Raw genomic sequence first — 23,663 nt, 5'->3', positions numbered from 1 at the left:
CGCCGCCCCCAAGCCCGTTGCGACTCCCGCCGCGGCTGCCCCGGCCGTTCCGGCGCCGGCGGCGCCGTCTCCCATCCGCTGACGGCCTGCCACACAGCAAGACGCCGCAGCCGACCCGAGGGGTGAGCGCCGTGCGCCCGGTCTATCTCGACAACAACGCGACGACGCGCACCGACCCTGCCGTCGTCGCGGCGATGCTGCCGTTCTTCTCGGAGCATTTCGGCAACGCCTCATCCACCCACGCCTTCGGCGAGCATGTGGGCGAGGCGCTGAAAAAGGCCCGCAAGCAGTTGCAGGCCCTTCTCGGTGCCCAGTTCGACCACGAGATCATCTACACCTCGGGCGGCACGGAATCCGACAACGCCGCCATCCTCTCCGCGCTGGAGACCCAGGAGGGGCGGGACGAGATCGTAACCACCACGGTGGAGCACCCGGCGGTGCTCACCCTCGTTGCCCATCTGGAGAAGACGCGCGGCATCAAGGTCCACCTCATCGGGGTGGACCGGCAGGGCCGGCTCGATCTCGACGCCTTCGCCGCGGCGCTGTCGCCGAAGACGGCGCTGGTCTCCGTCATGTGGGCCAACAACGAGACCGGCACGCTGTTTCCGGTGGCGGATCTCGCGCGACAGGCCCATGCGGCTGGCGCCCTGTTCCACACGGATGCGGTACAGGCGGTTGGCAAGGTCGCCATCGATCTCAAGTCCACCGAGATCGACATGCTCTCGCTCTCCGGCCACAAGCTGCACGGCCCCAAGGGCATCGGCGCGCTCTATGTGCGCAAGGGCGTGAAGTTCCGCCCGCTGGTGCGTGGCGGCCATCAGGAGCGTGGGCGGCGCGGCGGCACCGAGAACGTGCCCGGCATCATCGGCCTCGGCGCGGCGGCCGAGCTTGCCCTCGCCCACATGGAGGAGGAACGCACCCGCGTGAAGGCGCTGCGCGACCGGCTGGAGCAGGGCATCCTGCAGCAGGTCAGCCACACCCTCCTCAACGGCGACGGCGACAACCGCCTGCCCAACACTGCCAATGTCGCCTTCGAATATCTCGATGGCGAGGCGGTGCTGCACAATCTCAACAAGGCGGGCGTCGCGGCCTCCACCGGCTCGGCCTGCACCTCCGGCTCCACCGAGCCCTCCCATGTGCTGCGCGCCATGAACCTGCCCGCGAGCGCGCTGCATGGCGCGCTGCGCCTGTCCCTGTCGCGCGAGAATACGAGCGATGAAGTGGACCGCGTGCTGGAGGTTCTGCCCGACATCGTGGCCCGCCTGCGTGCCATGTCGCCGGCCTGGGCGGCTGCCACGGGCGATGCATCTGCCGTCGCCGATCATGTCTGATGTCGGCCATGCCGAACGTCCGGCGCGCGACGCCACACCCCTTCGTGCTCCGTGCGGTGCCCCGCGCCCGGCGCGCATCACCAGCGTCCCCGTTCGGGCTTCGGTCCTGCCGGGTCACAGCGGCGAGTAAAGCCCGATCAAGGAGCCAATAAATGAAAGTTATGATTCGCCGTTCGCCGGAAATCGGCCTTTCCATCTACGTCCCCAAGAAGGACCTGGAGGAGCCGATCGTCGAGTTCGAGCACGAGTCCCTGTGGGGTGGTTGGATCAAGATCGCCAACGGCTGGGTGCTCGACCTGCCCGAGATGGCCGAGGGAACCACCCTGCCCATCACCGTCAACGCGAAGAAGCGTGGCGAGGAGGAGTGAGCTGAGATGAACATTTCCGTCGCCAATATCGAGACGCTGAAGCTCGCCGACGCCGAAGCCGTCCTGAAGGACGTGGCGGCGGAGTTGCGCGCCGATAAGGTCGTGCCCTACCTCGGGCCCGGCCTTCTCGCCCTCGGAGCCCCGGCCATCCCGGTGACGCCGGAAGACCTTTCGGTCTTCTTCGGCACCAAGGTGGCGCTGCCCAAGCGCGCCAAGGGCAATTGCTGGGCCGCGGCCCAGCACATCGAGAGCATGAAGCACCGCAACACCGTCTCCGCCTTGATGGCGGAGGCGTTTGGGCCGCAGGTGCCGCCGCTGCCGTTCCACACCTTCCTCGCGGGCCTGCCCCTCGCGCTGATCGTGGACACCTGGTACGACGGCGCCATGCGCGCGGCCTTCGCGGACCGTTCGGACTGGGGTGAGGCGCAGGGCATCACCCGCGCCGGCATCGGCGAGGACCGCTGGTATCGCTTCTATGATCCCTCCGGCACCGAGAGCGACCGCGCCACCGCCGAAGGCTGGAAGACGGTGCTCTACAAGCCCCACGGCAGCGCCGCGCCGGCGAAGAACTGGCTGATCTCCGACGCGGACTATGTGGAAGTCCTCACCGAGATCGACATCCAGACGCCCATCCCCGACGTGGTGAAGAACCGCCGCACCGAGCGCAGCTTCCTGTTCCTCGGCTGTCGCTTCCACGACCAGATGCTGCGCACCTATGCGCGGCAGATCGCCAAGCGCTCGCGCGCGCCGCACTTCGCCATCGTGGACGAGGCCACGCTCACCAAGAACGAGTTGCGCTTCCTGCTCACCCACGCCATCACGCCCATCGCCATGTCGCTACCGAAGGCGCTCGACGTCATCATGTCGGCCTGACGCGGGCTGCGGCCCGGTGTGAAGAGTGAGGGGGGAGCATGTCCGGCACCGGGCATGCTCCCCTTGCTTTTGGGATTGTCGCCTTCGCCCGGAAGCGGGTGAGGGAAGGGGATTCTCGGGCTCGCATTGATCTCGATCAAATGCGCGCCAGGACAGGCCGTAAATCGACGCCGAGCATGTAACTTTTCCAACATGTCAGTCGTGTCGCGGCTCGATGTTCACAAGCCGACAGCCAGATGTTCCCCCTCTAGGTGATTGATATTTATCAGGTATCTGTCCTCTGTCGGGCTGGCACGGCTGTTGCTCCTCTCTCAGCCAAGGATTTATCGGGATCCTGCTGCAAGCGAGGAGCAGATAGATGCACGCGTCGACACAGCAAGAAAACGCGGTTGGCATGAACGCCGTCGGAATGGACGATAAGCTGGCCGAGGTCATGCAGGCCAAGGCCGAGCACCAGGGCTGCGGCACCTCGGGTGGTTCGGGCAAGGCGAGCTGCGGCTCGTCGGCCGGCCAGGGCGACCTGCCCACCGAGATCTGGGAGAAGGTGAAGAACCATCCCTGCTACAGTGAAGAAGCCCACCACCACTATGCGCGTATGCATGTTGCCGTTGCCCCGGCGTGCAACATTCAGTGCAACTACTGCAATCGCAAGTATGACTGCGCCAACGAGAGCCGCCCCGGCGTGGTCTCGGAGAAGCTGACGCCCGAGCAGGCCGCGAAGAAGGTGCTGGCGGTGGCCTCCACCATTCCGCAGATGACCGTGCTCGGCATCGCCGGCCCCGGCGACCCGCTCGCCAACCCCGAGAAGACCTTCAAGACCTTCGAGCTGATCAACCGGACCGCCCCGGACATCAAGCTCTGCCTGTCCACCAACGGCCTTGCCCTGCCGGACCACGTGGACACCATCGCCGGCTTCAACGTGGACCACGTGACCATCACCATCAACATGGTGGACCCCGAGGTCGGCGCGAAGATCTATCCCTGGGTGTTCTGGAAGCACAAGCGCTACACCGGCTATGAGGCGGCCAAGCTCCTCACCGACCGGCAGATGCTCGGCCTCGAGATGCTCACCGAGCGCGGCATCCTGTGCAAGGTGAACTCGGTGATGATCCCCGGCATCAACGACAAGCATCTTGTCGAGGTGAACCGCGCGGTGAAGTCGCGTGGCGCGTTCCTGCACAACATCATGCCGCTCATCTCCTCCCCTGAGCATGGCACCGTGTTCGGCCTCAACGGCCAGCGCGGCCCGACCGCCCAGGAGCTCAAGGCGCTCCAGGACGAGTGCGAGGGCGAGATGAACATGATGCGTCACTGCCGCCAGTGCCGCGCCGACGCCGTGGGCCTCCTCGGCGAGGACCGCTCCGCCGAGTTCACCACCGACAAGATCATGGCCATGGAGGTCAATTACGACCTCGACAGCCGCAAGGCCTACCAGGCCCTCGTCGAGGAAGAACGCGTCGCCAAGGTGGCGGCGAAGCAGGAGGAGCTGGAGGCTCTCGCCGGCGAGCAGAGCGACATCAAGCTGCTCACCGCGGTTGCCACCAAGGGCTCGGGCCTCATCAACGAGCACTTCGGCCACGCCAAGGAGTTCCAGGTGTGGGAACTTTCCACGGCGGGCGCCAAGTTCGTCGGCCATCGCCGCGTCGATCTGTACTGCCAGGGCGGCTACGGCGAGGAGGACAGCCTCGAGACCATCATCCGCGCCATCAACGACTGCCACGCGGTGTTCGTGGCGAAGATCGGCGGCTGCCCGAAGGCGGACCTCATCAAGGCCGGCATCGAGCCCGTCGACACCTTCGCCCACGAGTTCATCGAGAAGTCGGCGATCACCTGGTTCAAGGAATACCTGAACAAGGTGAAGACCGGCGAAATCGTCCACACCGCGCGTGGCGACGCCGAGATCCGGCAGGGCGCGCTGATCAACGCGGCCTGACCGGCGAAGACAAGGAGCATCGCCATGACCCTCAAAATCGTCGCGTCGCAGTGCACGAGCTGCTCGGCCTGTGAGTCGGAATGCCCCAACGTGGCCATTTCGGAGAAGAACGGGACGTTCGTGATCGATCCGAAGAAGTGCACCGAGTGCATCGGCCACTTCGACGTGCCGCAGTGCGCGGCGGTCTGTCCGGTGGACGATACCTGCGTGATCGACAACGCGTATCCCCGCTACCAGCCCACCGCCTGAGGAGCTGCGCGATGAACTTCACCATGACCCGCTCCGCCGCCCGCTTCATGCGCATGATGATCATGGCGGACGGCGGCCCCACCGCCGGCTTCCGCATGCATGTGACGCCCGGCGGGTGCTCCGGTCTCAACGCCGACATCTCCGTGCTGCCCGAACCGCAGCCTGGCGATGTGGTGGTGGAGAAGGACGGGGTGAAGCTGTTCCTGCCGGCGGAAAGCCGCCTGCTGCTCGATGGCGTGACCATCGACTTCACCGACACGGCCGCCAAGACCGGGCTCGTCTTCAACGATCCCAAGGCGACCACCTGCTCCTCCCACGCCCACTGACGGCGGGGAGAGCCCTCTTCCGGGGCGGCCTGGCGCCGCCCCGGGCTTCACCGGGCCGGGGTTCGACCGGCACCGGCTCAAGGACAGGACGGGGACAGGGGATGAAGGGTTCCGCACAGGCCTTTGGCGAGCCCGACATCCTGACCCCCGAAGCACTCCTTGCGAGCGCGGTGATGGGCGGAGGGTTGCCGGAGGAGGCACAGTTCCATCTGTGGGAAGCCGGCCTCTCCTACCAGCAGGACGAAGTGGCGGAAGCGCATCTGCGCAAGGCAGAGGCCATCGCCCCGGGCCATGCGGCGGTGCTCATCGGCCTCTATCGCTTCTACTTCTACAAGGGCCGCCTGCGGGAGTGCCTGGGGGTGGCGCGGGAATGCCTCGCCAAGGCGCAGCGGGAGACCAATCTCCCGGCCGACTGGCGGGACGTGCGGGCCGAAGATGCGGAGTTTTCCCGCTACGACCGCCTGATGCCGCGCTTCTTCCTGTTCACGCTGAAGGGCTACGCCTACCTCAACATGCGCCTCGGCAATCTCGACGAGGGGCGCGCCGCGGTGATGAAGCTGCTCGAGCTCGATCCGTCCGACAAGATCGGCGCGAAGCTCTTGCTCGACGTGCTGAACAGAGCGGGGCAGGACGATGAAGACTGACGACGACATCGAGGACGCCAAGACCTGGCTCGGCGAAGACATCGACTGCCGGCGCTGCGTCCACGCGGCGGACCTTCTGCCGGCCGGCAAGTGCCAGCTGAGGCGAGCCTGCGTGAACGACCGCTACGCCCGGCGCATCGACCGTTTCTTCAACTGGAATCCGAAGCTCGCCAATTCTTACGTGGGCCACGAGCATTTCGAGGTCCGCGCCATCGCGGCGAAGCATGCGGACGTGTTCTTCCTGAAGCCGCTCCTCGACGACCCCGAGGAGACCGTGCGCTGGAATGCGGCGCGCCGGCTGCCCAAGCGGCTCATCCTGCCGCTGCGCAACGATCCCCATCGCGAGGTGCGCATCCGCATCGTCTCGCTGCTGGAGGATGCGGAGCTGGCGCCCATGCTGGCGGACGACGATTACTATGTGCGCCTGGTGGTGGCCCGCCGCATCGCGCCGCCGCTGCTGTCGCGCCTCGTGGACGATCCCGAGCCGGAGGTGCGCAAGGTGGTGGCCCAGCGGCTGCCGTCCGAATGGCTGATGTGCATGGCCGGCGACCGCAGCGCGGCCGTCCGCCTGGAGGTGGCCCAGCGCCTCGCCCCGGACCTTCTTCCGGCCCTCGCGTCCGACGCGGACTGGCGGGTGCGCCACGAGGTCGCCGGCCGGGTGGCGCCGTCCCAGCTCGCCCGGTTCCTGGAAGATGACGACGAGTTCGTGCGCGAAGTCGCCCGCTCCCGCATCGAGGCGGGCGGGCAGCTCTTGAGGGAGATGCCGCTATGAGCAATATCGTCCGCGACAGCGACGTGGTGGAGATTTCCGAGCCGCCTTACTTCAATTTCGGCGAGAAGGTGAAGGCGAAGCGGGTCATCCGCAACGACGGAACCTATGCCGGCAAGGAGATCGGCGAGGTTCTCGCGAAGAAGGGCGAGATCGGCTACGTCGTCTCCATCGGTACCTTCCTCCAGCAGTTCTACATCTACGGCGTCGAGTTCACCGAGAGCGGCAACCGCGTCGGCATGAAGCGCAAGGAACTGGAAAGCGCCGTTCCGCGCGAAGAACAGGACATCCCGCTGCCCCCCGCCCCCGGAGTTTGATTGCCATGATGCTCGAACCGCGCCTGCCCAAGTACGACTGGGGCATGAAGGTCAAGACCCTCATCGATCTCTACAATGACGGGTCCTATCCCGACATGCCGGACGAGGGGCTGCTGGTGGGTGTCGGCACCGTCGGCGAGATCGTGCAGGTGGGCCAGCACACGGACACGAACACGCCCATCTACCTCATCGAATTCAACGAGCGCCTGGTGGTGGGCTGCCTCGAGGAAGAGATCCAGCCGCTCTGACCCTTCGCGGCGCGGCGCCGGCCGCGCGCGCCACACAGCGTGAGAGATAGGACGATGAGGCTGCCCGCTCATCCGAACGATCTCGACAGGAAGCGCATCGAGCGCGCCATAAGGGCGCGCAAGCGCTATCGCTATGTCACGCCCCGCGTCGTCGCAACGGAGGGCGGCTACCGGATCGAGAGCGCGTGCTGCTCGCGTAACATCGATCCCGACGGCGGGGTGGTGGACATCGCCCTGATGATCTTCGATCCGGAGCAGGCCTCCTGGCAGCTGTTCCGCAAGAACCACGGCAAGCGCCTCTGGGAGCTCGACAGTATTCACGAGCGGCTGAAGGAATTGCTGGAGCTTCTGAACGACGACACGGAACGTCGATTTTGGCAGTGATCCAAACTGGCAATGATCCTGCATGGCATGGGACGGACCGCGACAAAGCCGCCGGTCGTGTCTCATTCCGGCACGGGAGAGTAAGGTTATGGCCCTGAGCGACAGCGACCTCACCGAGATCGAGAAGGTGCTCACCGCCGAGGAGCCGGCGGGCCCGGTCTTCGCCGAACTGCGCAAGCGGTTTCCGGCCCTCTCCTGGACCCAGTGCGACGCCTCCGACGTCACCGAGGCGCCGTTCCGCACCTATCCCAGATACGACGTGCATCTGCTCGACACCGCGGACCACTGCGCCCACATCACCTCCGATCCCGGCGCTGCCACAGGCGTGATCCTCGCACGGCGGAGCGCGTGATGAGCGACGCCGATTTCCTGGACGATTTCGATCTCGGCGAGAGCGAGGCCGAGGGTGGCGAGGCCACCAGCATCCTCCTGTCGGATCCGGACATTACCGTCATCGAGCTGCAGGCCGTGACCGAGGCCATGCAGGCGCCGCGCCTGTCCAGCGGACCGCTCGCGGAGCAGTTCGAGGCGGAGTTCGCAGCTTATCTCGGCCGCAAATATGCCATCGCGGTGCCGAGCGGCACCCTCGGCCTGCTCTACACCCTGAAGGCCTACGGCATCGGCCCGGGGGACGAGGTGATCGCCTCGCCCTATTCCTTCCGCGAGACGGTGCACGCGATCAGCCTGTCCGGCGCGCGCCCGGTGTTCGCCGACATCGACTATTGGGCGGGAACCCTCGTGCCGGCCAAGGCCGAGGCGAAGATCACCGACAAGACCAAGGCCATCGTCGCCGGCAACACCAACGGCCATCCCGCGCCGTGGACGGACTTCCAGGAACTGGCCCGCAAGCACAATCTGGCGCTCATCGAGGATTCCACCGAGGCCATCGGCTCGCGCTACAAGGGCGCGCTGGTGGGGACGTTCGGCGACACGGCCGTGTTCGATTTCTCACAGCCGTTCCCCATCGTGTGCGGCGAGGGCGGCATGGTGGTGACGGACGACATCGACGTCGCCGTGGCGCTGCGGCGCTTCCGCTCCCACAAGCTGGAGGAGCGGTCCTCCGTCGTCGTCAGCATGAGCGCGCCCTATCAGGGCGCGATGAGCGACATCACCGCCGCGCTGGGCCTGACCCAGCTGCGCCGGCTCGATGAGATCCTCGAGCAGCGGCGCACGGTGGAGCACCTCTACCAGAAGTACGTCCAGTCCTTCGAGGGCATCAAGGACCCCTTCATCGGGCCGGACGTGACCGAGGTGAACTGGTTCCTCTACGTGGTCCATCTCGGCACCCGTTTCTCCAAGTCGAGCCGCGATTCCATCGTCGAGGATCTCAAGGTGGAGAAGGTTGAATCCGCCGGCTACAGCACGCCGTTGCATGTGCAGCGGCACTATTTCGACCTCGGCTATCGCCGGGGCGACTTCCTCGTGACGGAGAAGGTGGCCGACCGCGCCGTGGCGCTGCCGTTCCACACCCACCTGAGCGAGGAGGAGATCGAGTTCATCGTGGCAACGATGAAGGATGCCTCGGTCAATGTAGGGGCGGGCGCCGCCATCTACTGAAACGCAACAAAATCGCACCCCAAACACTAAGACGAAACGACAGGAGTTGTTGATGTCCACGGTTACGCTGAAGGTCCTCCCCATGGGCAAGACCATTGAAGTCGGGGAGGGCACGAACCTCCTCGAGGCGCTCATCACCGTCGAGCCGGGGCTCGCGGAGCGCCAGAAGAGCGACAAGGACGGCAGCGCGTCCCACGTGTTCGTCCAAGAAGGCCGCAAGGGCCTCTCCAAGACCACCCGTGAGGAGAACGAAAGCCTCGACGCGATCGTCGGTGTTGGCTCCAAGTCCCGCCTCGCCAAGCACGTCACCGTGCTCGGCACCGAGAACGTGACCATCGAGCTGCTCGGCGAGTTCTCGGGCTTCTGATCGCGCTGGGCGGCGCTCCCGCGGGGCGCCGGGACTGTCGGCGGCGGGAAGGGCGGAGCCTTCCGGCCGTGACTGAAGACAAAAGCTTCCGGTGGCGCGCTGCCGGGGGCTCAACAAAAAGCGTGCCGGGTAATCAAGTCGTCGTGCGGGCTTCGAGCGGCCAAGTCTTGCCCTTCGGGTCCGCGCCAGTGAAGAACGTTGAGAGGAGAGATGAGATGAGCGACGAAGCAGTCATCATTCACGCCCGCTTTGCGGCCAACGGGACCATCGCCGAGATCAGCGAGCGGCCCCAGGGCCTCAATCCGCAGGAATGGTTCGATTTCCTGTCCTACCGTGTTCCGCTCACCTACCAGGCTCTGGCCGGCGGGCGTGGCGTGTTCCGCCTGACCCGTGCCGATGTGGACGCCTTCAAGGTCGAGGCGGCCACCAAGGCGGCGTGAGCCGGCCTGGACGAATGTCCGGTGCGGGGGCTTTCGGTTTTGCGAATACTTGAGGGCCGACTGTTTCATCCGGCCCGGCATGTTTTCGAGGTCGTTCCATAGTGCAGCAAAAGGGCCCGGATGCTCTTGCGTCCGGGCCCTTTTTTCTGGATCAACCCGTCAGGCGGTGACGGCGACGCCCTTGTCGGCGAGGAGCTGGGTCAGCTCGCCGGCCTGGAACATCTCGCGGACGATGTCGCATCCGCCGACGAACTCGCCCTTGATGTAGAGCTGGGGAATGGTCGGCCAGTTGGAAAAGGCCTTGATGCCCTCGCGCACCATCGGGTCCTGCAGCACGTCCACGGCGCGATAGGGCACGCCGACGCCGGCGAGCACCTGCACCACGGCGGCCGAGAAGCCGCATTGGGGGGCGGCGGGAATACCCTTCATGAACAGGACCACATCGCTGGAGGCGATGATGTCTTCGATACGTTCGGCAGTGGTGGCCATGGGGCAGTCTCCTGATTGAAACGAAGCGGATGAAAATGTGGATGTGAAATGGGCCGGAACCCGTCACGACGCGTATGGCGCTGCGGACGATCTCACTTGGGGATCAGCGTCTCCAGCTTGAGGGCGTGCAAGGTGCCGCCCATGTGCTCGCCAAGCGCCGCATAGACCATCTGGTGCTGCTGGACCCGGCTCTTGCCCTTGAAGGCTTCCGAGGTGATGCGGGCGGCGTAGTGGTCGCCGTCGCCGGCGAGATCGATGATCATCACCTGGCTGTCTGGAAGAGCCTCCTTCACGAGGCGCTCGATTTCGTCTGCGGCCATGGCCATCGCGCTGTCTCCTTCGATGTGCGACGGCCCCATGCAAGCGCGGCACCACTTGCCATTGGTGCAAATGCGGCCGGACAGGCGGCTGGGCTGTCGCAAATCTGACAGCGCGATCGGCCGGGGAGGGCAGACCCGGCCGCCGGAGGGCGCAGCTCGGGGGCATGGGGCCGAGCCTGGGGCCGTTCCAAACGGCCCGCCTCTTGCTTACGCCTTGTCGCCCCGGGGAAACGAGAACCGTTATGAGCGATTTGCTACAGCAGGGACGCGGTGCGGCGCGCAATGGCTTTGCAACCATACTCGGCACCAACGAGATCGCGTCGGCCGTGGCCGTCGAGCTGCATCGCGGCGGCTATGGCGTTGTGCTGTCGCATGATCCGGTGCCGCCGGTGATCCGGCGCAAGATGGCCTTTCACGACGCTCTGTATGAGGACGACGTGCGCGTGGACGGTGTGCGCGCGGTGCGGGCCGATACCGGCGTGGATGTCCGCAAGGGCCTGCTGCGCGGCGATGTGCTGGTCACCACCCTGGGGCTGCTCGATCTCATCGTCCTCGGGCCTATCGAGCTGCTCGTCGATGCCCGCATGAACAAGTATCAGGTGACGCCGGACCTGCGCCGCCTCGCGCGGCTCACCATCGGCCTCGGGCCGGGGTTCGGCGGCGGCACCAATTGCGATCTCGCCATCGAGACGCGCCCCGGCAAGGAGGGGCAGGTGATCCAGCGCGGTCCCACGGACGAGCCGGACCACATCCCCCGCGATCTCGGCGGCGTGACGAGCGAGCGTTTCGTGCATTCGAGCGTGCCCGGCCGCTGGCACACGGCCATTGAGATCGGCACCCGCGTCTACAAGGATTTCCATATCGGCTTCCTCGGCAACGAGCCCATCCGCGCTCCGTTCGACGGCGTGGTGCGCGGCGTGGTGCGGGACGGTACGGAGGTTCCGGCCGGGGTGAAGCTTCTGGAGATCGATCCACGCGGCCGCGGAGCTGACTGGACCGGGCTGGACGCCCGCGCCCTTGTCATCGCTAAGGCGGTGAGCCGGGCGCTGACCTTCCGCGGCGCCCGGCTCACCGAAGCCGCGCCCAATCCTCATCTGGTCAAGTAGAGCGGCGCCCTTCGCCCGCCCCACCGAAGGGAAGCAACGTGAGCGTCGATCTTCTTCCCAACACCGATGTCATCAATTTCGGCGAGGTGTCCGGCCCGGTGAACGCTTTGCTGCAGCAGGGCGTCATCGCCTATCGCAAGGACCGGGCGCGCGCGGACGAACTGTTCCGCCAGGCGCTCGCGACGGCGCCGTCCGAGCTGCCGGTCTATTTCTGCCTCTACAAGATCCACACCTACCAGGGGAATCTGGACGAGGCGGAAGCCGCGGCGCGGGGCGGGCTCGTCGAGGCCGCGACTCAGGCGGGCTGGGATACGGACTGGCGCAATTGGGTGCCTTACGACCTTTTGCCCGATGGGCCGGGCCGCTTCGCCCTCTACACGCTCAAGGCGCTCGCCTTCATTCACCTGCGCCAGAACCAGCCGGAGCTGGCGGTGGAGAAGCTCGAGGCGCTCAAGGTGCTCGACCCCACCGGCGCGGTCGGGTGGCCAGTTGTCGCGGCCCTCGCCGAGGGTCTGGATTGAAGAGCTCGGCCATCGTTGGCATCGTGCTTGCTACGTTATCGGGTACGATGAGGGGGCAGGAGGCATTGGTCACATGACTCAGCCTGTGGAGCACGGCCTTGCCGCACCGACGACCATGATCGTCCACGGCGAGGTACGCAATTTCGAAGAATTCGCCGAGGATGATGCCGTTCTTCTCGAAGGCATCGTCGCGGCGCTGAGAACCGTCAACGACCCGGAAATCCCGGTGAACATCTATGATCTTGGCCTGATCTATCGGATCGAGGTCAAGGAGGATGGCGGGGTCGAGATCGACATGACGTTGACCGCGCCGGGCTGCCCGGTCGCTGGGCAGATGCTCGGCTGGGTGCAGGAAGCGGTGGTGGTGGTTCCCGGCGTCAGCGACGTGAAGATGAAGCTGGTGTTCGATCCGCCATGGGACAAGTCGCGCATGAGCGACGAGGTCCAGCTTGAGCTGGGGTTGCTCTGAGGCACCTGACAGAAGCGGAGTGGCCGGCCCCGCGCCGGCCATTGTCGTTGCCGCAGGCGTTCGGCACGCTTCCTGCTAATCCCGGGTGGTTTCACGCCGGCCGCGGATCTGCTGCTCCAGCCGGTCATGGACTGTTTCATTTGCGACAGGGGCCGGCGCCTCCGGGGGGCGCGGGCGGGGAAGTGATGTCTGCCGAACAATCTGCCGAGCAACAGGACACCGAAGCCGAGATCGCGGTCTTCGCCATCTGCGGGACGCACCAGCTGCCGCCCGGCGAGGCGAGGGCGTTCGATCTGTCCCGACTGACCCCGGAAGGGGACGCGCGGCCGTTCCGCATCGTGGTGGTGCGCACCGGCGCGCGTGAGGTGGTGGGCTATGTGAATGCCTGTCCGCACAAGGGCACGTGGCTCAACATCGGCGGCGGCCAGTTCTTCAATGCCGAGCGCACGCATCTGCGCTGCGGCCGCCATGGGGCGCTGTTCGACATCGAGAGCGGCGCCTGCACTGAGGGCGCGTGCGAGGGGGCGCATCTGGAGCCGGTAGCGGTGGCCATCGTGGGTGCGGATGTGTGCCTGTGCGGCGTGCCGCTGGTGGAGGCGGAGGTCGCCGGCTTTCCCTATGACGATTTCGACGAGACCATGGAAATCATGATTTCTCCCGACTGATCGGCAGTCGTGATGGCGAAAGTGCAGGTGTCGGGAGACGTGCGAATGAGTTCAGAGGCCGCGAGTGCTGTGCCGCCGGAGATGTTGGGCGAGTGCCGCTTCTATATAACCTATACCGGCGTGAAGATGCCGTTCCGGCTGGTGGAGCCCATCCCCGAGGCGCAGCTCACCCACCGCAACACCTTCATCCGGGCCTGGTTCGACGCGGCCGGCCAGCTGACCGGCTTCGACAAGATGGTCTATGGCGAGGTCGAGCTGGCCCATCGCTACAGCTACCATGGCAGCGGGACGCTGAAGCGCGCCGAGGTGCGCATGGTGGATGAGGACACGGTGATCGTCGCCTTCGACGAGGCGGGATCGCCGATACGGCCGGAATAGCCCGGCGCCGCGACAGGAGGGCAGGACGGATGACGGTGGCTCAGCTGGTCGAGGCGCTCGGCAGGATGCCGCCGGACGCCGTGGTGCTGATGGAGGCCGATGGCGGACTTTCGCTGGTGTCGGCTCTCGACTTTGTCGAGGCGCAAGGCGCCGGTGCGCCGGCCGAGGTCATCCTGCTGCCCAACATGGACGAATAGGGGCCGAGCCCGAAGGGACAGATCATGTCGGACGTCGCCGAGACCACAACCATGTATGAGCGCCTGGGCGGCGCGGTCGTCATCGATCGGCTGGTGGAGGCCTTCTATGCGCGCATGGACACGCTGCCCGAGGCGGAAGGCATCCGCGCCATGCACGCCGATGATCTCGGCAACACCAAGCAGGTGCTGAAGCGCTATCTCAGCGAGTGGACCGGCGGCCCCAAGCTTTATTCGCCGGAAAAGGGCCATCCCCGGCTGCGCCAGCGGCACATGGGCTTCTCCATCGGCAATGCGGAGCGCGATGCCTGGCTCCTGTGCATGCGCGGCGCGCTGGAGGAGACGGTGGCGGATGCCGCCGCACGTACCGCCATCTATGACGCCATGGCGAAGCTCGCGGACTGGATGCGCAACACCGCCGGCAATCCGCACGACACCGTGGGCCACGCCGCGCGGCCCTGAAACGGCAGGGGTGGCGAGGGGGCGGCGCTAAAGCGGCACGCCGAAGAATTCCTCGTCGGACCCGCCCCAGGCCTGGTGCAGCGCGAGGGCATCCTTCCACTTCGCCATCTCGTCTTCGGCCGCGGTGCGGTGGGTGATCTTGCCCTCCGGCTTCTCGGCGAGGAGGAAATCCTTCGCGTTGCGCAGGAAGCGGTTGAGGGCCTTTGTGTCGTTGGGGCGGACGACGCAGCGCGGGGCCTCGTCGATGAGAATGGTCGTCGGGAGCATCGCCAATTCTCCGGGGTTGTCTGCTGTGTGGGGGGAGAGCCGGCGCCGGCGGCCACGGATCGGTCGCCAGCGCCGGCCTGAAGGCTCAGAAGCCGTCCTGCTTGGAGCCCCAGGGGTGGGAGCCCGGCACGAAGCCGGCCTTGATGCCGGCCTTCGCGATGTCTTCCATGGTCTTGTAGAAGGTGCCCTCGTGCACCAGCGTGCCGGTCTTGGTCGTCACCGCCACATATTTCGCCACGCGGTCGGTCTCGCACAGATATCCGCCGCCGGGATCATCGACGCTGCGGGCATTGCCGTCCCAGTCAATGAAGAAACCTTCGCTCGTCGACATGCCTCACTCCAAAGGACGCGCTCCGGGAAAGGACTTTCCGGAGGCCGGGGCTCCAAACGGGTTTGGCGGGGCGATCGACTGTCCCCGCGCGGTGCGCGCAGCAAGGTTCTTGCCAAGCGGCGGCGGCGGCCGGCAGCGGGCCGGGGTGTCGCGCATCGCACATCCCCGGGATGTGGGCGTATGCTTCATGACACTGTCGTGCGGTCAGGTGAAGGCATCTGCTTATTCTGGGATCATGAGCGGTAATTATTGAATTTACTAGCATTTGATCTAAGATGGCGATGTTGTTTTTCTGTCTGCTCCGGAGATACATTTCATGGCTGAATTGACTCGCCGCATGGCGTCCCTCAGCGACGTCCAGGGCCTGTGGGGGCTGCTGCGGCAGGCGGCCGCCGCCGTCCCCTTCAACGCGGAAGACGAAGCCGATCAGGAGACGCTCCTGTCCGAACTCGTAGCCTGCTGCACCTCCGGCCTGTCGCCGGTGGTGGTGGACAATGAGAAGGGCATCGTCGGCGCGCTGCTCGCCCGGCGCGACACGTTCGAATGGGGCTTCCGCAATAGCGAGGCGATCCATGTCACCTATGCCGCCGTCGCGCCGGCCGCCAAGGGTGATGCGGTGCTCCCCGCGCTGCTCGGTGAATTGCAGGGGCGGAAGGTGCCGCTGCTCGCCAGCGTGAAGAGCGGGGAGCAACTGGGCTTTGCCGCCGCGCTCGGAGACCTCGGCTTCACCCACGAGGTGAAGGCCCTCAACGGCTGGGGCGATCTCTATCAGTGGACCCCGCCGCCCTCCGTCCATAACTGACGTGCACACCGTGGGCGCGTCCGCGCGCTCACGGACTTCTGGGCCTCAACGGGGCTCTTCCTCCGGCCGCGCCTGGATCTCGGCGAGGGCGGAATCGATGATGGCGCGGCAGGCGAGAAGGCGGTCATATTCCGCCTTGCTGAGGGTCACGGCAGGCCCCTTGTCGTCGGCCTCGGCGCCGAAGGCCGGGCGGGCCGCCAGCGCCGCCTCGAAGATGGTCTTTTCGAGCTGATAGATGCGCTCGCTCGCCCGCTCGAGATAGGGCAGGGGATTGGCACGGACGTTCTGCTCGTGCAGCGCATCGAGGTTCAGGAGGTCGCGGAAGCGCTTTTCCGTCCGCCGCTTGCCTGCCCCGAAATCATGCTCGATCACGCTCATGTCCGACGCTCCGGCGGATGTGCGTCCCCTGATCCGGGGTGATGAACCGGACCCATCGCCCGCTACCGGGATGAAACGTCCGGGCCGGCGGCGCGTCAAGAGGAACGCCCGCCGGCACGCGGCGACGGAAGGCCGAAGCTCGGCCTCCGTGCGTCAATCCATGGGCGGGCCCATGTCGTTGGCCTCGGACTTCTTCTTGCCCTTCTTCTCGGTCTTCGCGAGGGCATAGGCGCCGGCATTCTTCAGCTGCACCGGGCCCTGTCCGACCACGTATTGGGAGATCCAGAACAGGGTGCGCTCCATGGCCTGTTCGGCCGCGGAGGCGTCATAAGCAGGGTTCGCCTTGTAGGTGAAGCCGCGGTTGGCGCCGGGATAGGAGAAGGCCGACACATCCGGCCGGCGGGCGCGGAACTGGATCATGTCCGCCTCGGCAATGGTCGGATCGGCCTCGGCGAAGTGCATGAGGGTGGGGATGCGGCGCTTCTCGGACATGCCGTCGAGGATGCCCTCCTCGGCGTGATAGCCGATGGCGCAGGCGAGGCCCTTCACCTTGTTAGCGGCGGTGTAGGCGAGAAAGCCGCCCCAGGCGTAGCCGACGAGGGCCACTTTGCCGGCGTCCTTGACCGTATCGACGGTGGCCTGGATCGCCTCCAGCGACCAGTCGGTGCCGACCTCCTCGGTCAGCGCCTTGCCCTCGTCCGTCGCGGCGGCGTCGAGTTCGATGTCGGATTTCACCTTGTCGAACAGGGACGGCGCAATGGCGACATAGCCGGCGGCGGCGAAGCCGTCGGCGATCTGGCGGATGTCCGAATTGACGCCGTAGACGTCCTGCAGGACCACCACCGCGCCCTTGGGCGCGCCTTCAGGATCAGCCCGATAGGCGGAGAATTTCACGTTGCTTGCTGTGACTTCGACCATGGCATCCTCGATTTCCGAGCGGCGAAAAAGGGGGCAGGGCCGCTCGCTCTGCCAGTCTGAAACGGCTTCGACATGCAAATTGGACGCCAGAGGTCGATGAATACGTGCAGTGCAGCGTGTCTTTTGCGCTGAACACAAGTAAATACCGCGTCGCAGCAAAAACTACTTCGCGAGCGCCAATCATTCGCGTCATGAGGCGCGCAAACGAAAATGGCCGGTCCTGGGAGGCCGGCCGTTGGATCGTTAGGCGGGAAACTCGGCTCAGCCGGCGGTGAGGCGCTCCCGCGCCACCTCGGCGATGGGCGGCACGTCGTCGTGGGTGAGCGGCGCGAGGAACGCCGGGGAGATCCGCTCGGCAACGACAAAGCGCACCCGCATGTCGGGATCGCCACGCAGGGCGACGAGCCGTTCGGGATCGAGATGTTCGGCGACAACCACGCGCACCAGCGGATCGGCGTCGTCGGCCATACGGGCGAGGGGCACCTGCGCGAGGCGCGCGGCCACGATGCGCCGCACGTCCACTTCCGGGTCGTGCATCAGATAGACCAGCGCATCCACCGGCGCGCGACGGGCGGCCGCCATGCGCACGGTGTAGTCCACATCCGACATGAGGGCGACGAGATCGCTGCCTTCCAGACGTTGGGCGACGGCGATGCGCACCCGCGGCTCGGGATCGAAACGCATGTCGCGAATGCGGGCGATGGGCAGGCGCTCGGCGCAGACCATCCGCACGTCCGGTTCGGCATCGTCCTTCAGCGGCGTGATGAGGAAGACGCTGGCGTGCCGGGCGGCCAGCGCCCGCACCTCGAAATAGGGATGGTCGAGATAGCGCGCGGCCAGCGCCGCATTGTTCGCGAAGAAGCGGTCGATGCGCTTGCGCCGACGGTCGAGGACGCACGCCTTGCCGAGATCGCAGCGCCCTTCGGCTTTGATGTCCTCATGCGGACAATCCTGGCAACGCAGCGGCCGGCCCTGCCAGTCGAGAGCCTCGACGGCGAAGTCGGATGCGAAACCTTCGGCGAACCCCGGCTCTCCGGCCGTTGATCCTGACGAAAATGCGGACATGAAATCGTCCTCCCGCCCCCTAATCTAGGGGCGAAGGCGACTTGACGCCAGATGGCGTACCGGAAGCCGTGCGCCGGCTCCCGATCGCTATTTCGCTACCGCTGGGGCCCGAAGGCCTCAGCCGAACTTGAACAGCACGCCGTAGCCGCCGCGCGGATAGTTCCACTCGATGTCGCCGGAGGGCTCACCGATGATGCGGCAGGTGCCGCATTCGACACAGCCGTCGGCGGTGATCTCCACCTGGCCCTTGTCGTTCAGCTCGTAGCAGCGGGCCGGGCAGGTGGTGAGCAGGGAGCGCAGCGCGGCGGAGGGGGTGGTGTGGGGCCGCACCTTGATGTGGGCGCGCCCAGCATCCACCAGATAGCGGTTCTGGAAAAGCTTGTCCTCGACACGGACGGCGGTTTCGGTGGCCATGAAAAATCTCCCGATAATCGGGCGACGGGCAAGGCCCATCGCGCAAGGTGGGAAAACAGGACGCGCTGAGCTGAAAATCCCTCAGCGCCAGGCGCGGGCGAGTTTGAAGGCGTCGCCGAAAAGGCCCGCCCACGACCGCGCGGAGGTGAAGGACTTCACCGTCATCTTCTCCTTCTCCTTCTTCGGGGTGCCGTCGACACGCACGAAGTTCTGCATGGCCTTGTTGACCAGCTGGGGATAGGTGAGGAAGAAGTTCTGCGACTGGATGTGCAGAAGCTGCGGCATGTCCTTGTACTTCTTGAGGTCTTTTATCACGAAGCTGTCGTCGAGCATCTTCTTGTAGAGCGAGAGGTTCGCCGTGGTCATCGGCTCCTTGCGCGACTTGACCTGGAAGATGGCCTCGCCGGCGATGCGGCCGGAGGTCATGGCGAGGTTAGAGCCCTCGCGATGGATGGCGTTGTTGAGCTGGGCGGCGTCGCCCACCACCACCCAGCCCTCGCCATAAAGCTGCGGGATGGACTTGAAGCCGCCCTCGGGGATGAGGTGGGCGGCATATTCCTTCACCTCGGAGCCTTCCAGCAGCGGGGCGATGGAGGGGTGGCGCTTGAACTTCTCCAGCAGCGTGTAGGGCGACTCCCCGCTCTTCTGGAAGTCCGACACCAGGCAGCCGAGGCCCACCGACACGCATTCGCGGTTGGTGTAGAGGAAGCCCATGCCGGTCATGCCTTCCGAGATGGTTCCGGCGGCCTCGATCACGGCGCCCTCATTGCCCTTCACATTGAAGCGCTGCTCGATGACTTCCTGCGGCAGGAAGTGCATCTCCTTCACCGCCAGCGCCACCTCGGTGGGCTTCGGGATCTTGCGCAGGCCGGCCCGCGCGCCGAGGAGGCCCGTGACGCCTTCCGCCAGCACCACCACGTCCGCGTGGATCTGGCCGCCGCCGCGATCGGTCTTGACGCCGATCACCTTGCCGTAGGCGTCCTGCACCAGCTCCGTCACCGTGGTCTCGCACACCACCAGGGCGCCGGCCTCGCGGACCTTGGAGGAGAACCACTTGTCGAACTGCGCGCGGATGATGGTGTAGCGGTTCGGCTTCTCCTCGTTGAAGTCGTCGGACCGGTAGTGCAGGCCGGTGTGGGAGTTCTCGCCCATCATCCAGAAGCGCTGCTCGATCAGGTGACGCTCCAGCGGCGCGTCCTCCCGGAAGTCCGGGATGATCTTCTCCATCATGTCGGCGTAGAGGATGGCGCCCTGCACGTTCTTGGAGCCGGAATATTCGCCGCGCTCCAGCTGCAGCACCTTCAGGCCGCGGGAGGCCATGGTGTAGGCGGCGGCATTGCCGGCCATGCCGGCGCCGACGACAATCGCATCGAACCTTTCGTCGATCATCGGAATGTTCCTTTCGCTGGCTGTCAGCTGGCGAGCTTGTCGCTGGAATGGGCCGAGAGGCGCTTGGCGAAGGCTTCCGTCAGGGCCGGGAGAAGGCGGATGGCGTCGGTGACGATGCCCACATGGGCGAAGTCGAAGATCGGCGCGTTCTTGTCGGTGTTGATGGCGACGATCAGGTCCGCGCCCTCGACGCCCACCCGGTGCTGGATGGCGCCCGAGATGCCGGCGGCGATGTAGAGCCGCGGCCGGATGGTCTTGCCGGTCTGGCCGATCTGCCGATCGGAGGTGACCCAGCCCTTCTGCACCAGCGGGCGCGAACAGCCATATTCTGCGCCCATGGCCATGGCGAGGTTGCGCACCAGCTGGAAATTCTCCGGCGAGCCGAGGCCCATGCCGCCCGCCACCACCACGTCCGCGTAGGCGAGGTTGGCCTTGTTGGAATCGCGGTCGGGGATGAAGTTCAGGATCTTGGTGACGATGTCGGCTTCCACCACGCCGAGCTTGTGCTCGATGACCCGGCCGATGGGCTTCTCCACCCGGATCGGCATGGGCATCACACGCGGGCGCACCGTCGCCATCTGCGGGCGGTAGTTCAGCGTGTAGATGGTGCAGAGGAGGGAGCCGCCGAAGGTCGGGCGGGTGGCGGCCAGCGAGCCGTCGGCGTCCACGTCCAGCTCGGTGGAATCGGCGGTGAGGCCGGTGAGCAGCGTGGTCGCCACGGCGCCGGCGAGGTCGCGGCCGAGCGTGGTGGCGCCGAGCAGCAGGATCTCCGGCTTGTAGGTATTCACGAGGTCGGTCATCGCGGCCGTGTAGGCCTCGTTGCGATAGTCCGTGAGCACCGGGTCGGCCACCACATAGGCGAGGTCGGCGCCGTAGCAGAAGGATTCGGCCACCGCGCCGCGCACGGTCTCGCCCTCGGCGCCGACCACGACGGCGGCCAGTTCCACGCCCAGCTTGTCGGCGAGCTTACGGCCCGCGCCCATGAGTTCCCAGGACACGGGATGGACCTGGCCACGCTCCTGCTCGATGAACACCCAGACGTGCTTGTACGCCTTGAAGTGTTCCGGCAGCTCCTTCTTGGTGGAGGCGCGTCCGCCGGCGGCGGGGGCTTTGGGGGTGGTTGGCTCGCTCATGATGGTCGGCTCTTTGATCTGGGAGTCACGAAGGGCGCGCGGGCGCTGCGGCCGGGGCCGTCAGAAGCCGCGCGCCAGCGCGGTCAGGTCGGCCTCGAGGCTGGGCTGGCGCGAGAAGATTTCGGCGATCAGCGCCTCGGAGAGGTTGCCGCCCTCGCCGGCCTCGATGAACTTGGCCTTCTCGGAGCGCGCGCTCGGTGCGAACACGCGCTTCACGATGGTGGGCGAACCTTTCAGGCCGCAGAAGCTGAGGTCGGTGACGCCGGCGTCCTTGGCATTCCACTTCACGACCTCGGCGCGGGCGGCGCGCAGGGCGTCCACCATGGTGCCGCGGCGCATCTCGTTGGTGGCTTCCAGCATGGCGACGAGGCAGGGCAGCTTGGACTTCAGCACCTGCGTGCCGCCCTCGGCGCGCCGCTCCAGGGTGATGGTGCGCTCGGCGGGATCGAACTCGGCGATCTTGGCCACATAGGTGATCTGCATCAGGCCGAGACGCTTGGCGATGCCGGGGCCGACTTGGGCGGTGTCGCCGTCGATGGTCTGCTTGCCGGTGAAGACGAGGTCCGGCACGCCCCAGGTCTGGCCGACCTTGGTGATGGCGGTGGCGAGCGCGAAGCTGGTGGCTAGCGTGTCCGAGCCGGCGAAGAAGCGGTCGGTCAGCAGCACGGCGCGGTCGGCACCGAAGGTCAGGGCCTTGCGCAGGGAATCTTCCGCGGAGGGCGGGCCCATGGTGAGCACCGTGACTTCGCCGCCGAACTTGTCGCGCAGGCGAAGCGCTTCTTCCAGCGCGAACAGATCATAAGGGTTGATGATCGTCGGCACGCCCTGCCGCATGATCGTGTTGGTGACGGGATGGACGCGGATCTGCGCCGAATCCGGAACCTGTTTGATGCAGACGACGATGTGCATGAATTCGCTCCGAGCCAAACCCAACGGCTCCTGAGCCCTGACTGGCAAGCGGCGTGCCAAGCCGGCGTCACTTGTGAATCGCTCGCATTTTCAGTGATTTGTCATGCCGATCAGCCGATTGTCGGGTCTCGACGACACGCGAATACATGGAACAACGCGCGTCCGTGTCGGGAAGGTGACAGATGGGGCCGTCGTGGGGGCGCGGGCGGAGTGTTGCATTGCGCGCAGCGACGGTGCGTCGCGAACACGACGTTGAGGCTTATCGGCGATGTGTCGGGGAGTGGACGATGGGCCGAAGCCCCTTGGGGGCGACGAAGCCGCAAGGCATGAGGGAAGACTTCGAAGTATTGGCCGTCACCGCGGGGAGGTTCTCGCAAAAGGTCCCCCGCCTTGCGGCGAGGGACCGGAACCTAAAATAGTCTTCAGCGTACGGTGTGTGAAAAGGCGTATTCGCAAAGGTCACGCCCTGTCCCGTTCAAATATGCGCGGCAAGCCGCGGGGACGGACGTCGGGTGGACGGGCCGGCGGGGGCCGACCCGTCGATCCTCGTTCAGCCGGCGGCGAGTTCGGCGGCGCTCTTGCCGATCTGGCTCTCGTCCACGGCCTTCATGATGCCGTGCTCCATGAGCAGGTCTTCCAGCTCGTCCATGGTGATCGGGGTCGGGATGATGCCGTTGCCCGAGTTGCCGTGCACCTTGGTCGCGAGGTTGCGGTAGTGCTGGGCCTGCGCCGAATCCGGCGCATACTCGATCACCGTCATGCGGCGCAGCTCGGCGTGCTGCACGATGTTGTCGCGCGGCACGAAGTAGATCAGCGTGGTGCCCAGCTTCTTCGCCAGGGACTCCGCCAGCTCGTACTCCTTGTCGGTCTGGCGCTCGTTGCACACCAGGCCGCCCAGGCGCACGCCGCCGGAGTTCGCATACTTCAGGATGCCCTTGGAGATGTTGTTGGCCGCATACATGGCCATCATCTCGCCGGACATCACGATGTAGATTTCCTGAGCCTTGTTCTCGCGGATCGGCATCGCGAAGCCGCCGCACACCACGTCGCCCAGCACGTCGTAGGACACGTAGTCGATGTCCTCGTAGGCGCCGTTCTCCTCAAGGAAGTTGATCGAGGTGATCACGCCGCGGCCGGCGCAGCCGACGCCCGGCTCAGGACCACCCGACTCCACGCAGCGGATGTCCTTGTAGCCGACCTTCATCACGTCCTCGAGCTCGAGGTCTTCCACCGAACCCGCGTTCGCGGCCAGCGAAAGGATGGTGTCCTGCGCCTTGGCGTGCAGGATCAGGCGGGTCGAATCCGCCTTCGGGTCGCAGCCCACGATGAGGATGCGCTGACCAAGCTCGGTCAGGGCCGCAAGCGTGTTCTGGGACGTGGTGGACTTGCCGATGCCACCCTTGCCGTAAAACGCGATCTGTCGCAGCGAAGCCATCTTGCTCTCCTTCGAACCTACTTTGGAAGACCACCGCGCGAATTGGCGCGAGGCCGTTTCTCTCGTCAGCAATATCGATTCGGAAACGCCCCGCGGGTTACGGGAAGGAGCGCATCGCTGGCAGCCGGCCTAGGCGTGCACTCAGCCCTCACTCGCTGTTGCGCCATGGCAGGAGCAACCAGCGTGCCAGTCGGCCAGATTCCCCGCAGGTC

At 66.0% G+C, this 23,663-nt stretch carries 35 protein-coding genes; 23 read left to right on the top strand and 12 right to left on the bottom strand.

Going from position 1 to position 23,663, the window contains the following annotated elements; translation table 11 throughout:
* The first annotated feature begins 131 nt into the window (after positions 1–131).
* From nifS to XAN126_RS0123715, 15 genes are all read left to right on the top strand, one after another.
* Positions 132–1,331 (top strand): cysteine desulfurase NifS, encoded by a 1,200-nt coding sequence (gene nifS / locus XAN126_RS0123785; RefSeq protein ID WP_024281054.1) that lies wholly within the window; start codon positions 132–134, stop codon positions 1,329–1,331.
* 152 nt (positions 1,332–1,483) lie between these two features.
* A complete protein-coding gene (gene nifT, locus XAN126_RS0123780; RefSeq protein WP_024281053.1) occupies positions 1,484–1,699 on the top strand; it encodes a putative nitrogen fixation protein NifT in 216 nt (71 codons plus the stop codon).
* A gap of 6 nt (positions 1,700–1,705) precedes the next feature.
* Entirely contained in the window at positions 1,706–2,572 is an 867-nt protein-coding gene (locus tag XAN126_RS0123775; RefSeq protein ID WP_024281052.1) for an SIR2 family protein, read from the top strand.
* Positions 2,573–2,966: 394 nt separating this feature from the next.
* Entirely contained in the window at positions 2,967–4,505 is a 1,539-nt protein-coding gene (gene nifB / locus XAN126_RS0123770) for a nitrogenase cofactor biosynthesis protein NifB (protein ID WP_155982392.1), read from the top strand.
* A gap of 24 nt (positions 4,506–4,529) precedes the next feature.
* Entirely contained in the window at positions 4,530–4,754 is a 225-nt protein-coding gene (locus tag XAN126_RS0123765) for a 4Fe-4S binding protein (protein ID WP_024281050.1), read from the top strand.
* An 11-nt stretch (positions 4,755–4,765) separates the two neighbouring features.
* Positions 4,766–5,080, top strand: coding sequence for an iron-sulfur cluster assembly accessory protein (locus XAN126_RS0123760; protein WP_024281049.1), 315 nt, complete (start codon positions 4,766–4,768; stop codon positions 5,078–5,080).
* Positions 5,081–5,181: 101 nt separating this feature from the next.
* On the top strand, positions 5,182–5,724 hold the full coding sequence (locus XAN126_RS0123755; protein ID WP_024281048.1) for a hypothetical protein: 543 nt from the start codon (positions 5,182–5,184) through the stop codon (positions 5,722–5,724).
* On the top strand, positions 5,714–6,496 hold the full coding sequence (locus XAN126_RS0123750; protein ID WP_024281047.1) for a 4Fe4S-binding leucine-rich repeat protein: 783 nt from the start codon (positions 5,714–5,716) through the stop codon (positions 6,494–6,496). The genes XAN126_RS0123755 and XAN126_RS0123750 overlap by 11 nt, the downstream gene beginning before the upstream one ends.
* Positions 6,493–6,810 carry a nitrogen fixation protein NifZ gene (locus XAN126_RS0123745; protein ID WP_024281046.1) on the top strand — a complete coding sequence of 106 codons (318 nt, stop codon included), beginning with the start codon at positions 6,493–6,495 and terminating at the stop codon, positions 6,808–6,810. Before XAN126_RS0123750 ends, XAN126_RS0123745 begins: the two co-directional genes overlap by 4 nt.
* A gap of 8 nt (positions 6,811–6,818) precedes the next feature.
* Positions 6,819–7,058 (top strand): nitrogen fixation protein NifZ, encoded by a 240-nt coding sequence (locus tag XAN126_RS0123740; protein ID WP_024281045.1) that lies wholly within the window; start codon positions 6,819–6,821, stop codon positions 7,056–7,058.
* A 54-nt stretch (positions 7,059–7,112) separates the two neighbouring features.
* Positions 7,113–7,442 (top strand): hypothetical protein, encoded by a 330-nt coding sequence (locus XAN126_RS0123735; protein ID WP_024281044.1) that lies wholly within the window; start codon positions 7,113–7,115, stop codon positions 7,440–7,442.
* An 88-nt stretch (positions 7,443–7,530) separates the two neighbouring features.
* On the top strand, positions 7,531–7,794 hold the full coding sequence (locus XAN126_RS0123730; RefSeq protein WP_024281043.1) for a hypothetical protein: 264 nt from the start codon (positions 7,531–7,533) through the stop codon (positions 7,792–7,794).
* Complete coding sequence (locus XAN126_RS0123725) at positions 7,794–8,999, top strand: DegT/DnrJ/EryC1/StrS family aminotransferase (RefSeq protein WP_024281042.1); 1,206 nt, start codon at positions 7,794–7,796, stop codon at positions 8,997–8,999. The genes XAN126_RS0123730 and XAN126_RS0123725 overlap by 1 nt, the downstream gene beginning before the upstream one ends.
* A gap of 52 nt (positions 9,000–9,051) precedes the next feature.
* Positions 9,052–9,366, top strand: a complete 315-nt coding sequence (locus XAN126_RS0123720; RefSeq protein WP_024281041.1) for a ferredoxin — start codon at positions 9,052–9,054, stop codon at positions 9,364–9,366.
* A 215-nt stretch (positions 9,367–9,581) separates the two neighbouring features.
* Positions 9,582–9,806 carry a hypothetical protein gene (locus tag XAN126_RS0123715; protein WP_024281040.1) on the top strand — a complete coding sequence of 75 codons (225 nt, stop codon included), beginning with the start codon at positions 9,582–9,584 and terminating at the stop codon, positions 9,804–9,806.
* A gap of 159 nt (positions 9,807–9,965) precedes the next feature.
* On the opposite strand, the gene grxD is transcribed toward XAN126_RS0123715, so the two are convergent.
* Together grxD and XAN126_RS0123705 are read right to left on the bottom strand one after the other, a co-directional pair.
* Positions 9,966–10,295 (bottom strand): Grx4 family monothiol glutaredoxin, encoded by a 330-nt coding sequence (gene grxD / locus XAN126_RS0123710; RefSeq protein ID WP_024281039.1) that lies wholly within the window; start codon positions 10,293–10,295, stop codon positions 9,966–9,968.
* A gap of 92 nt (positions 10,296–10,387) precedes the next feature.
* Entirely contained in the window at positions 10,388–10,621 is a 234-nt protein-coding gene (locus tag XAN126_RS0123705; protein WP_024281038.1) for a BolA family transcriptional regulator, read from the bottom strand.
* Positions 10,622–10,857: 236 nt separating this feature from the next.
* On the opposite strand from XAN126_RS0123705, the gene XAN126_RS0123700 reads away from it, so the two are divergent.
* The 7 genes from XAN126_RS0123700 to XAN126_RS0123670 all read left to right on the top strand — a co-directional run bounded on the left by XAN126_RS0123700 (position 10,858) and on the right by XAN126_RS0123670 (position 14,410).
* Positions 10,858–11,721, top strand: a complete 864-nt coding sequence (locus XAN126_RS0123700; protein WP_024281037.1) for a xanthine dehydrogenase — start codon at positions 10,858–10,860, stop codon at positions 11,719–11,721.
* Between the two features lie 38 nt (positions 11,722–11,759).
* Positions 11,760–12,242, top strand: a complete 483-nt coding sequence (locus XAN126_RS0123695) for a hypothetical protein (RefSeq protein WP_024281036.1) — start codon at positions 11,760–11,762, stop codon at positions 12,240–12,242.
* Positions 12,243–12,315: 73 nt separating this feature from the next.
* On the top strand, positions 12,316–12,711 hold the full coding sequence (locus tag XAN126_RS0123690) for an iron-sulfur cluster assembly protein (protein ID WP_024281035.1): 396 nt from the start codon (positions 12,316–12,318) through the stop codon (positions 12,709–12,711).
* 185 nt (positions 12,712–12,896) lie between these two features.
* A complete protein-coding gene (locus XAN126_RS0123685; RefSeq protein ID WP_024281034.1) occupies positions 12,897–13,376 on the top strand; it encodes a Rieske 2Fe-2S domain-containing protein in 480 nt (159 codons plus the stop codon).
* Positions 13,377–13,421: 45 nt separating this feature from the next.
* Positions 13,422–13,754 carry a DUF6156 family protein gene (locus XAN126_RS0123680; RefSeq protein WP_245272329.1) on the top strand — a complete coding sequence of 111 codons (333 nt, stop codon included), beginning with the start codon at positions 13,422–13,424 and terminating at the stop codon, positions 13,752–13,754.
* Between the two features lie 29 nt (positions 13,755–13,783).
* Positions 13,784–13,951 carry a hypothetical protein gene (locus tag XAN126_RS28820; protein WP_169124951.1) on the top strand — a complete coding sequence of 56 codons (168 nt, stop codon included), beginning with the start codon at positions 13,784–13,786 and terminating at the stop codon, positions 13,949–13,951.
* A 24-nt stretch (positions 13,952–13,975) separates the two neighbouring features.
* On the top strand, positions 13,976–14,410 hold the full coding sequence (locus XAN126_RS0123670) for a group II truncated hemoglobin (protein WP_024281032.1): 435 nt from the start codon (positions 13,976–13,978) through the stop codon (positions 14,408–14,410).
* A gap of 27 nt (positions 14,411–14,437) precedes the next feature.
* On the opposite strand, the gene XAN126_RS0123665 is transcribed toward XAN126_RS0123670, so the two are convergent.
* Both XAN126_RS0123665 and XAN126_RS0123660 read right to left on the bottom strand, forming a co-directional pair.
* Entirely contained in the window at positions 14,438–14,677 is a 240-nt protein-coding gene (locus XAN126_RS0123665) for a hypothetical protein (protein ID WP_024281031.1), read from the bottom strand.
* Positions 14,678–14,762: 85 nt separating this feature from the next.
* Entirely contained in the window at positions 14,763–15,008 is a 246-nt protein-coding gene (locus XAN126_RS0123660; protein ID WP_024281030.1) for a hypothetical protein, read from the bottom strand.
* A gap of 316 nt (positions 15,009–15,324) precedes the next feature.
* Here XAN126_RS0123660 and XAN126_RS0123655 point away from each other — a divergent pair, with 316 nt between their 5' ends.
* A complete protein-coding gene (locus XAN126_RS0123655; RefSeq protein ID WP_024281029.1) occupies positions 15,325–15,810 on the top strand; it encodes a hypothetical protein in 486 nt (161 codons plus the stop codon).
* Positions 15,811–15,855: 45 nt separating this feature from the next.
* Here XAN126_RS0123655 and XAN126_RS0123650 read toward each other — a convergent pair whose 3' ends face one another.
* The 8 genes from XAN126_RS0123650 to nifH all read right to left on the bottom strand — a co-directional run bounded on the left by XAN126_RS0123650 (position 15,856) and on the right by nifH (position 23,451).
* Positions 15,856–16,188 carry a hypothetical protein gene (locus XAN126_RS0123650; protein WP_024281028.1) on the bottom strand — a complete coding sequence of 111 codons (333 nt, stop codon included), beginning with the start codon at positions 16,186–16,188 and terminating at the stop codon, positions 15,856–15,858.
* Positions 16,189–16,341: 153 nt separating this feature from the next.
* On the bottom strand, positions 16,342–17,106 hold the full coding sequence (locus tag XAN126_RS0123645; RefSeq protein ID WP_029877660.1) for a dienelactone hydrolase family protein: 765 nt from the start codon (positions 17,104–17,106) through the stop codon (positions 16,342–16,344).
* A 261-nt stretch (positions 17,107–17,367) separates the two neighbouring features.
* Positions 17,368–18,171 carry a 4Fe4S-binding leucine-rich repeat protein gene (locus XAN126_RS0123640; protein ID WP_024281026.1) on the bottom strand — a complete coding sequence of 268 codons (804 nt, stop codon included), beginning with the start codon at positions 18,169–18,171 and terminating at the stop codon, positions 17,368–17,370.
* 117 nt (positions 18,172–18,288) lie between these two features.
* Positions 18,289–18,585, bottom strand: a complete 297-nt coding sequence (locus tag XAN126_RS0123635; RefSeq protein ID WP_024281025.1) for a ferredoxin family protein — start codon at positions 18,583–18,585, stop codon at positions 18,289–18,291.
* 81 nt (positions 18,586–18,666) lie between these two features.
* Positions 18,667–19,974 carry an FAD-dependent monooxygenase gene (locus XAN126_RS0123630; protein ID WP_024281024.1) on the bottom strand — a complete coding sequence of 436 codons (1,308 nt, stop codon included), beginning with the start codon at positions 19,972–19,974 and terminating at the stop codon, positions 18,667–18,669.
* Positions 19,975–19,997: 23 nt separating this feature from the next.
* Positions 19,998–21,107: an electron transfer flavoprotein subunit alpha/FixB family protein gene (locus XAN126_RS0123625; protein WP_024281023.1), complete on the bottom strand. Its 1,110-nt coding sequence runs from the start codon at positions 21,105–21,107 to the stop codon at positions 19,998–20,000.
* A gap of 60 nt (positions 21,108–21,167) precedes the next feature.
* A complete protein-coding gene (locus XAN126_RS0123620) occupies positions 21,168–22,016 on the bottom strand; it encodes an electron transfer flavoprotein subunit beta/FixA family protein (protein WP_024281022.1) in 849 nt (282 codons plus the stop codon).
* Between the two features lie 550 nt (positions 22,017–22,566).
* A complete protein-coding gene (gene nifH / locus XAN126_RS0123615) occupies positions 22,567–23,451 on the bottom strand; it encodes a nitrogenase iron protein (protein WP_024281021.1) in 885 nt (294 codons plus the stop codon).
* Between the last annotated feature and the right edge of the window lie 212 nt (positions 23,452–23,663).

The organism is Xanthobacter sp. 126, from assembly GCF_000526175.1.
Lineage (GTDB): Bacteria > Pseudomonadota > Alphaproteobacteria > Rhizobiales > Xanthobacteraceae > Xanthobacter > Xanthobacter aminoxidans.
The sequence above is the reverse complement of the archived record's forward strand: the minus strand, read 5'-3'. Positions and strand labels throughout refer to the sequence as shown.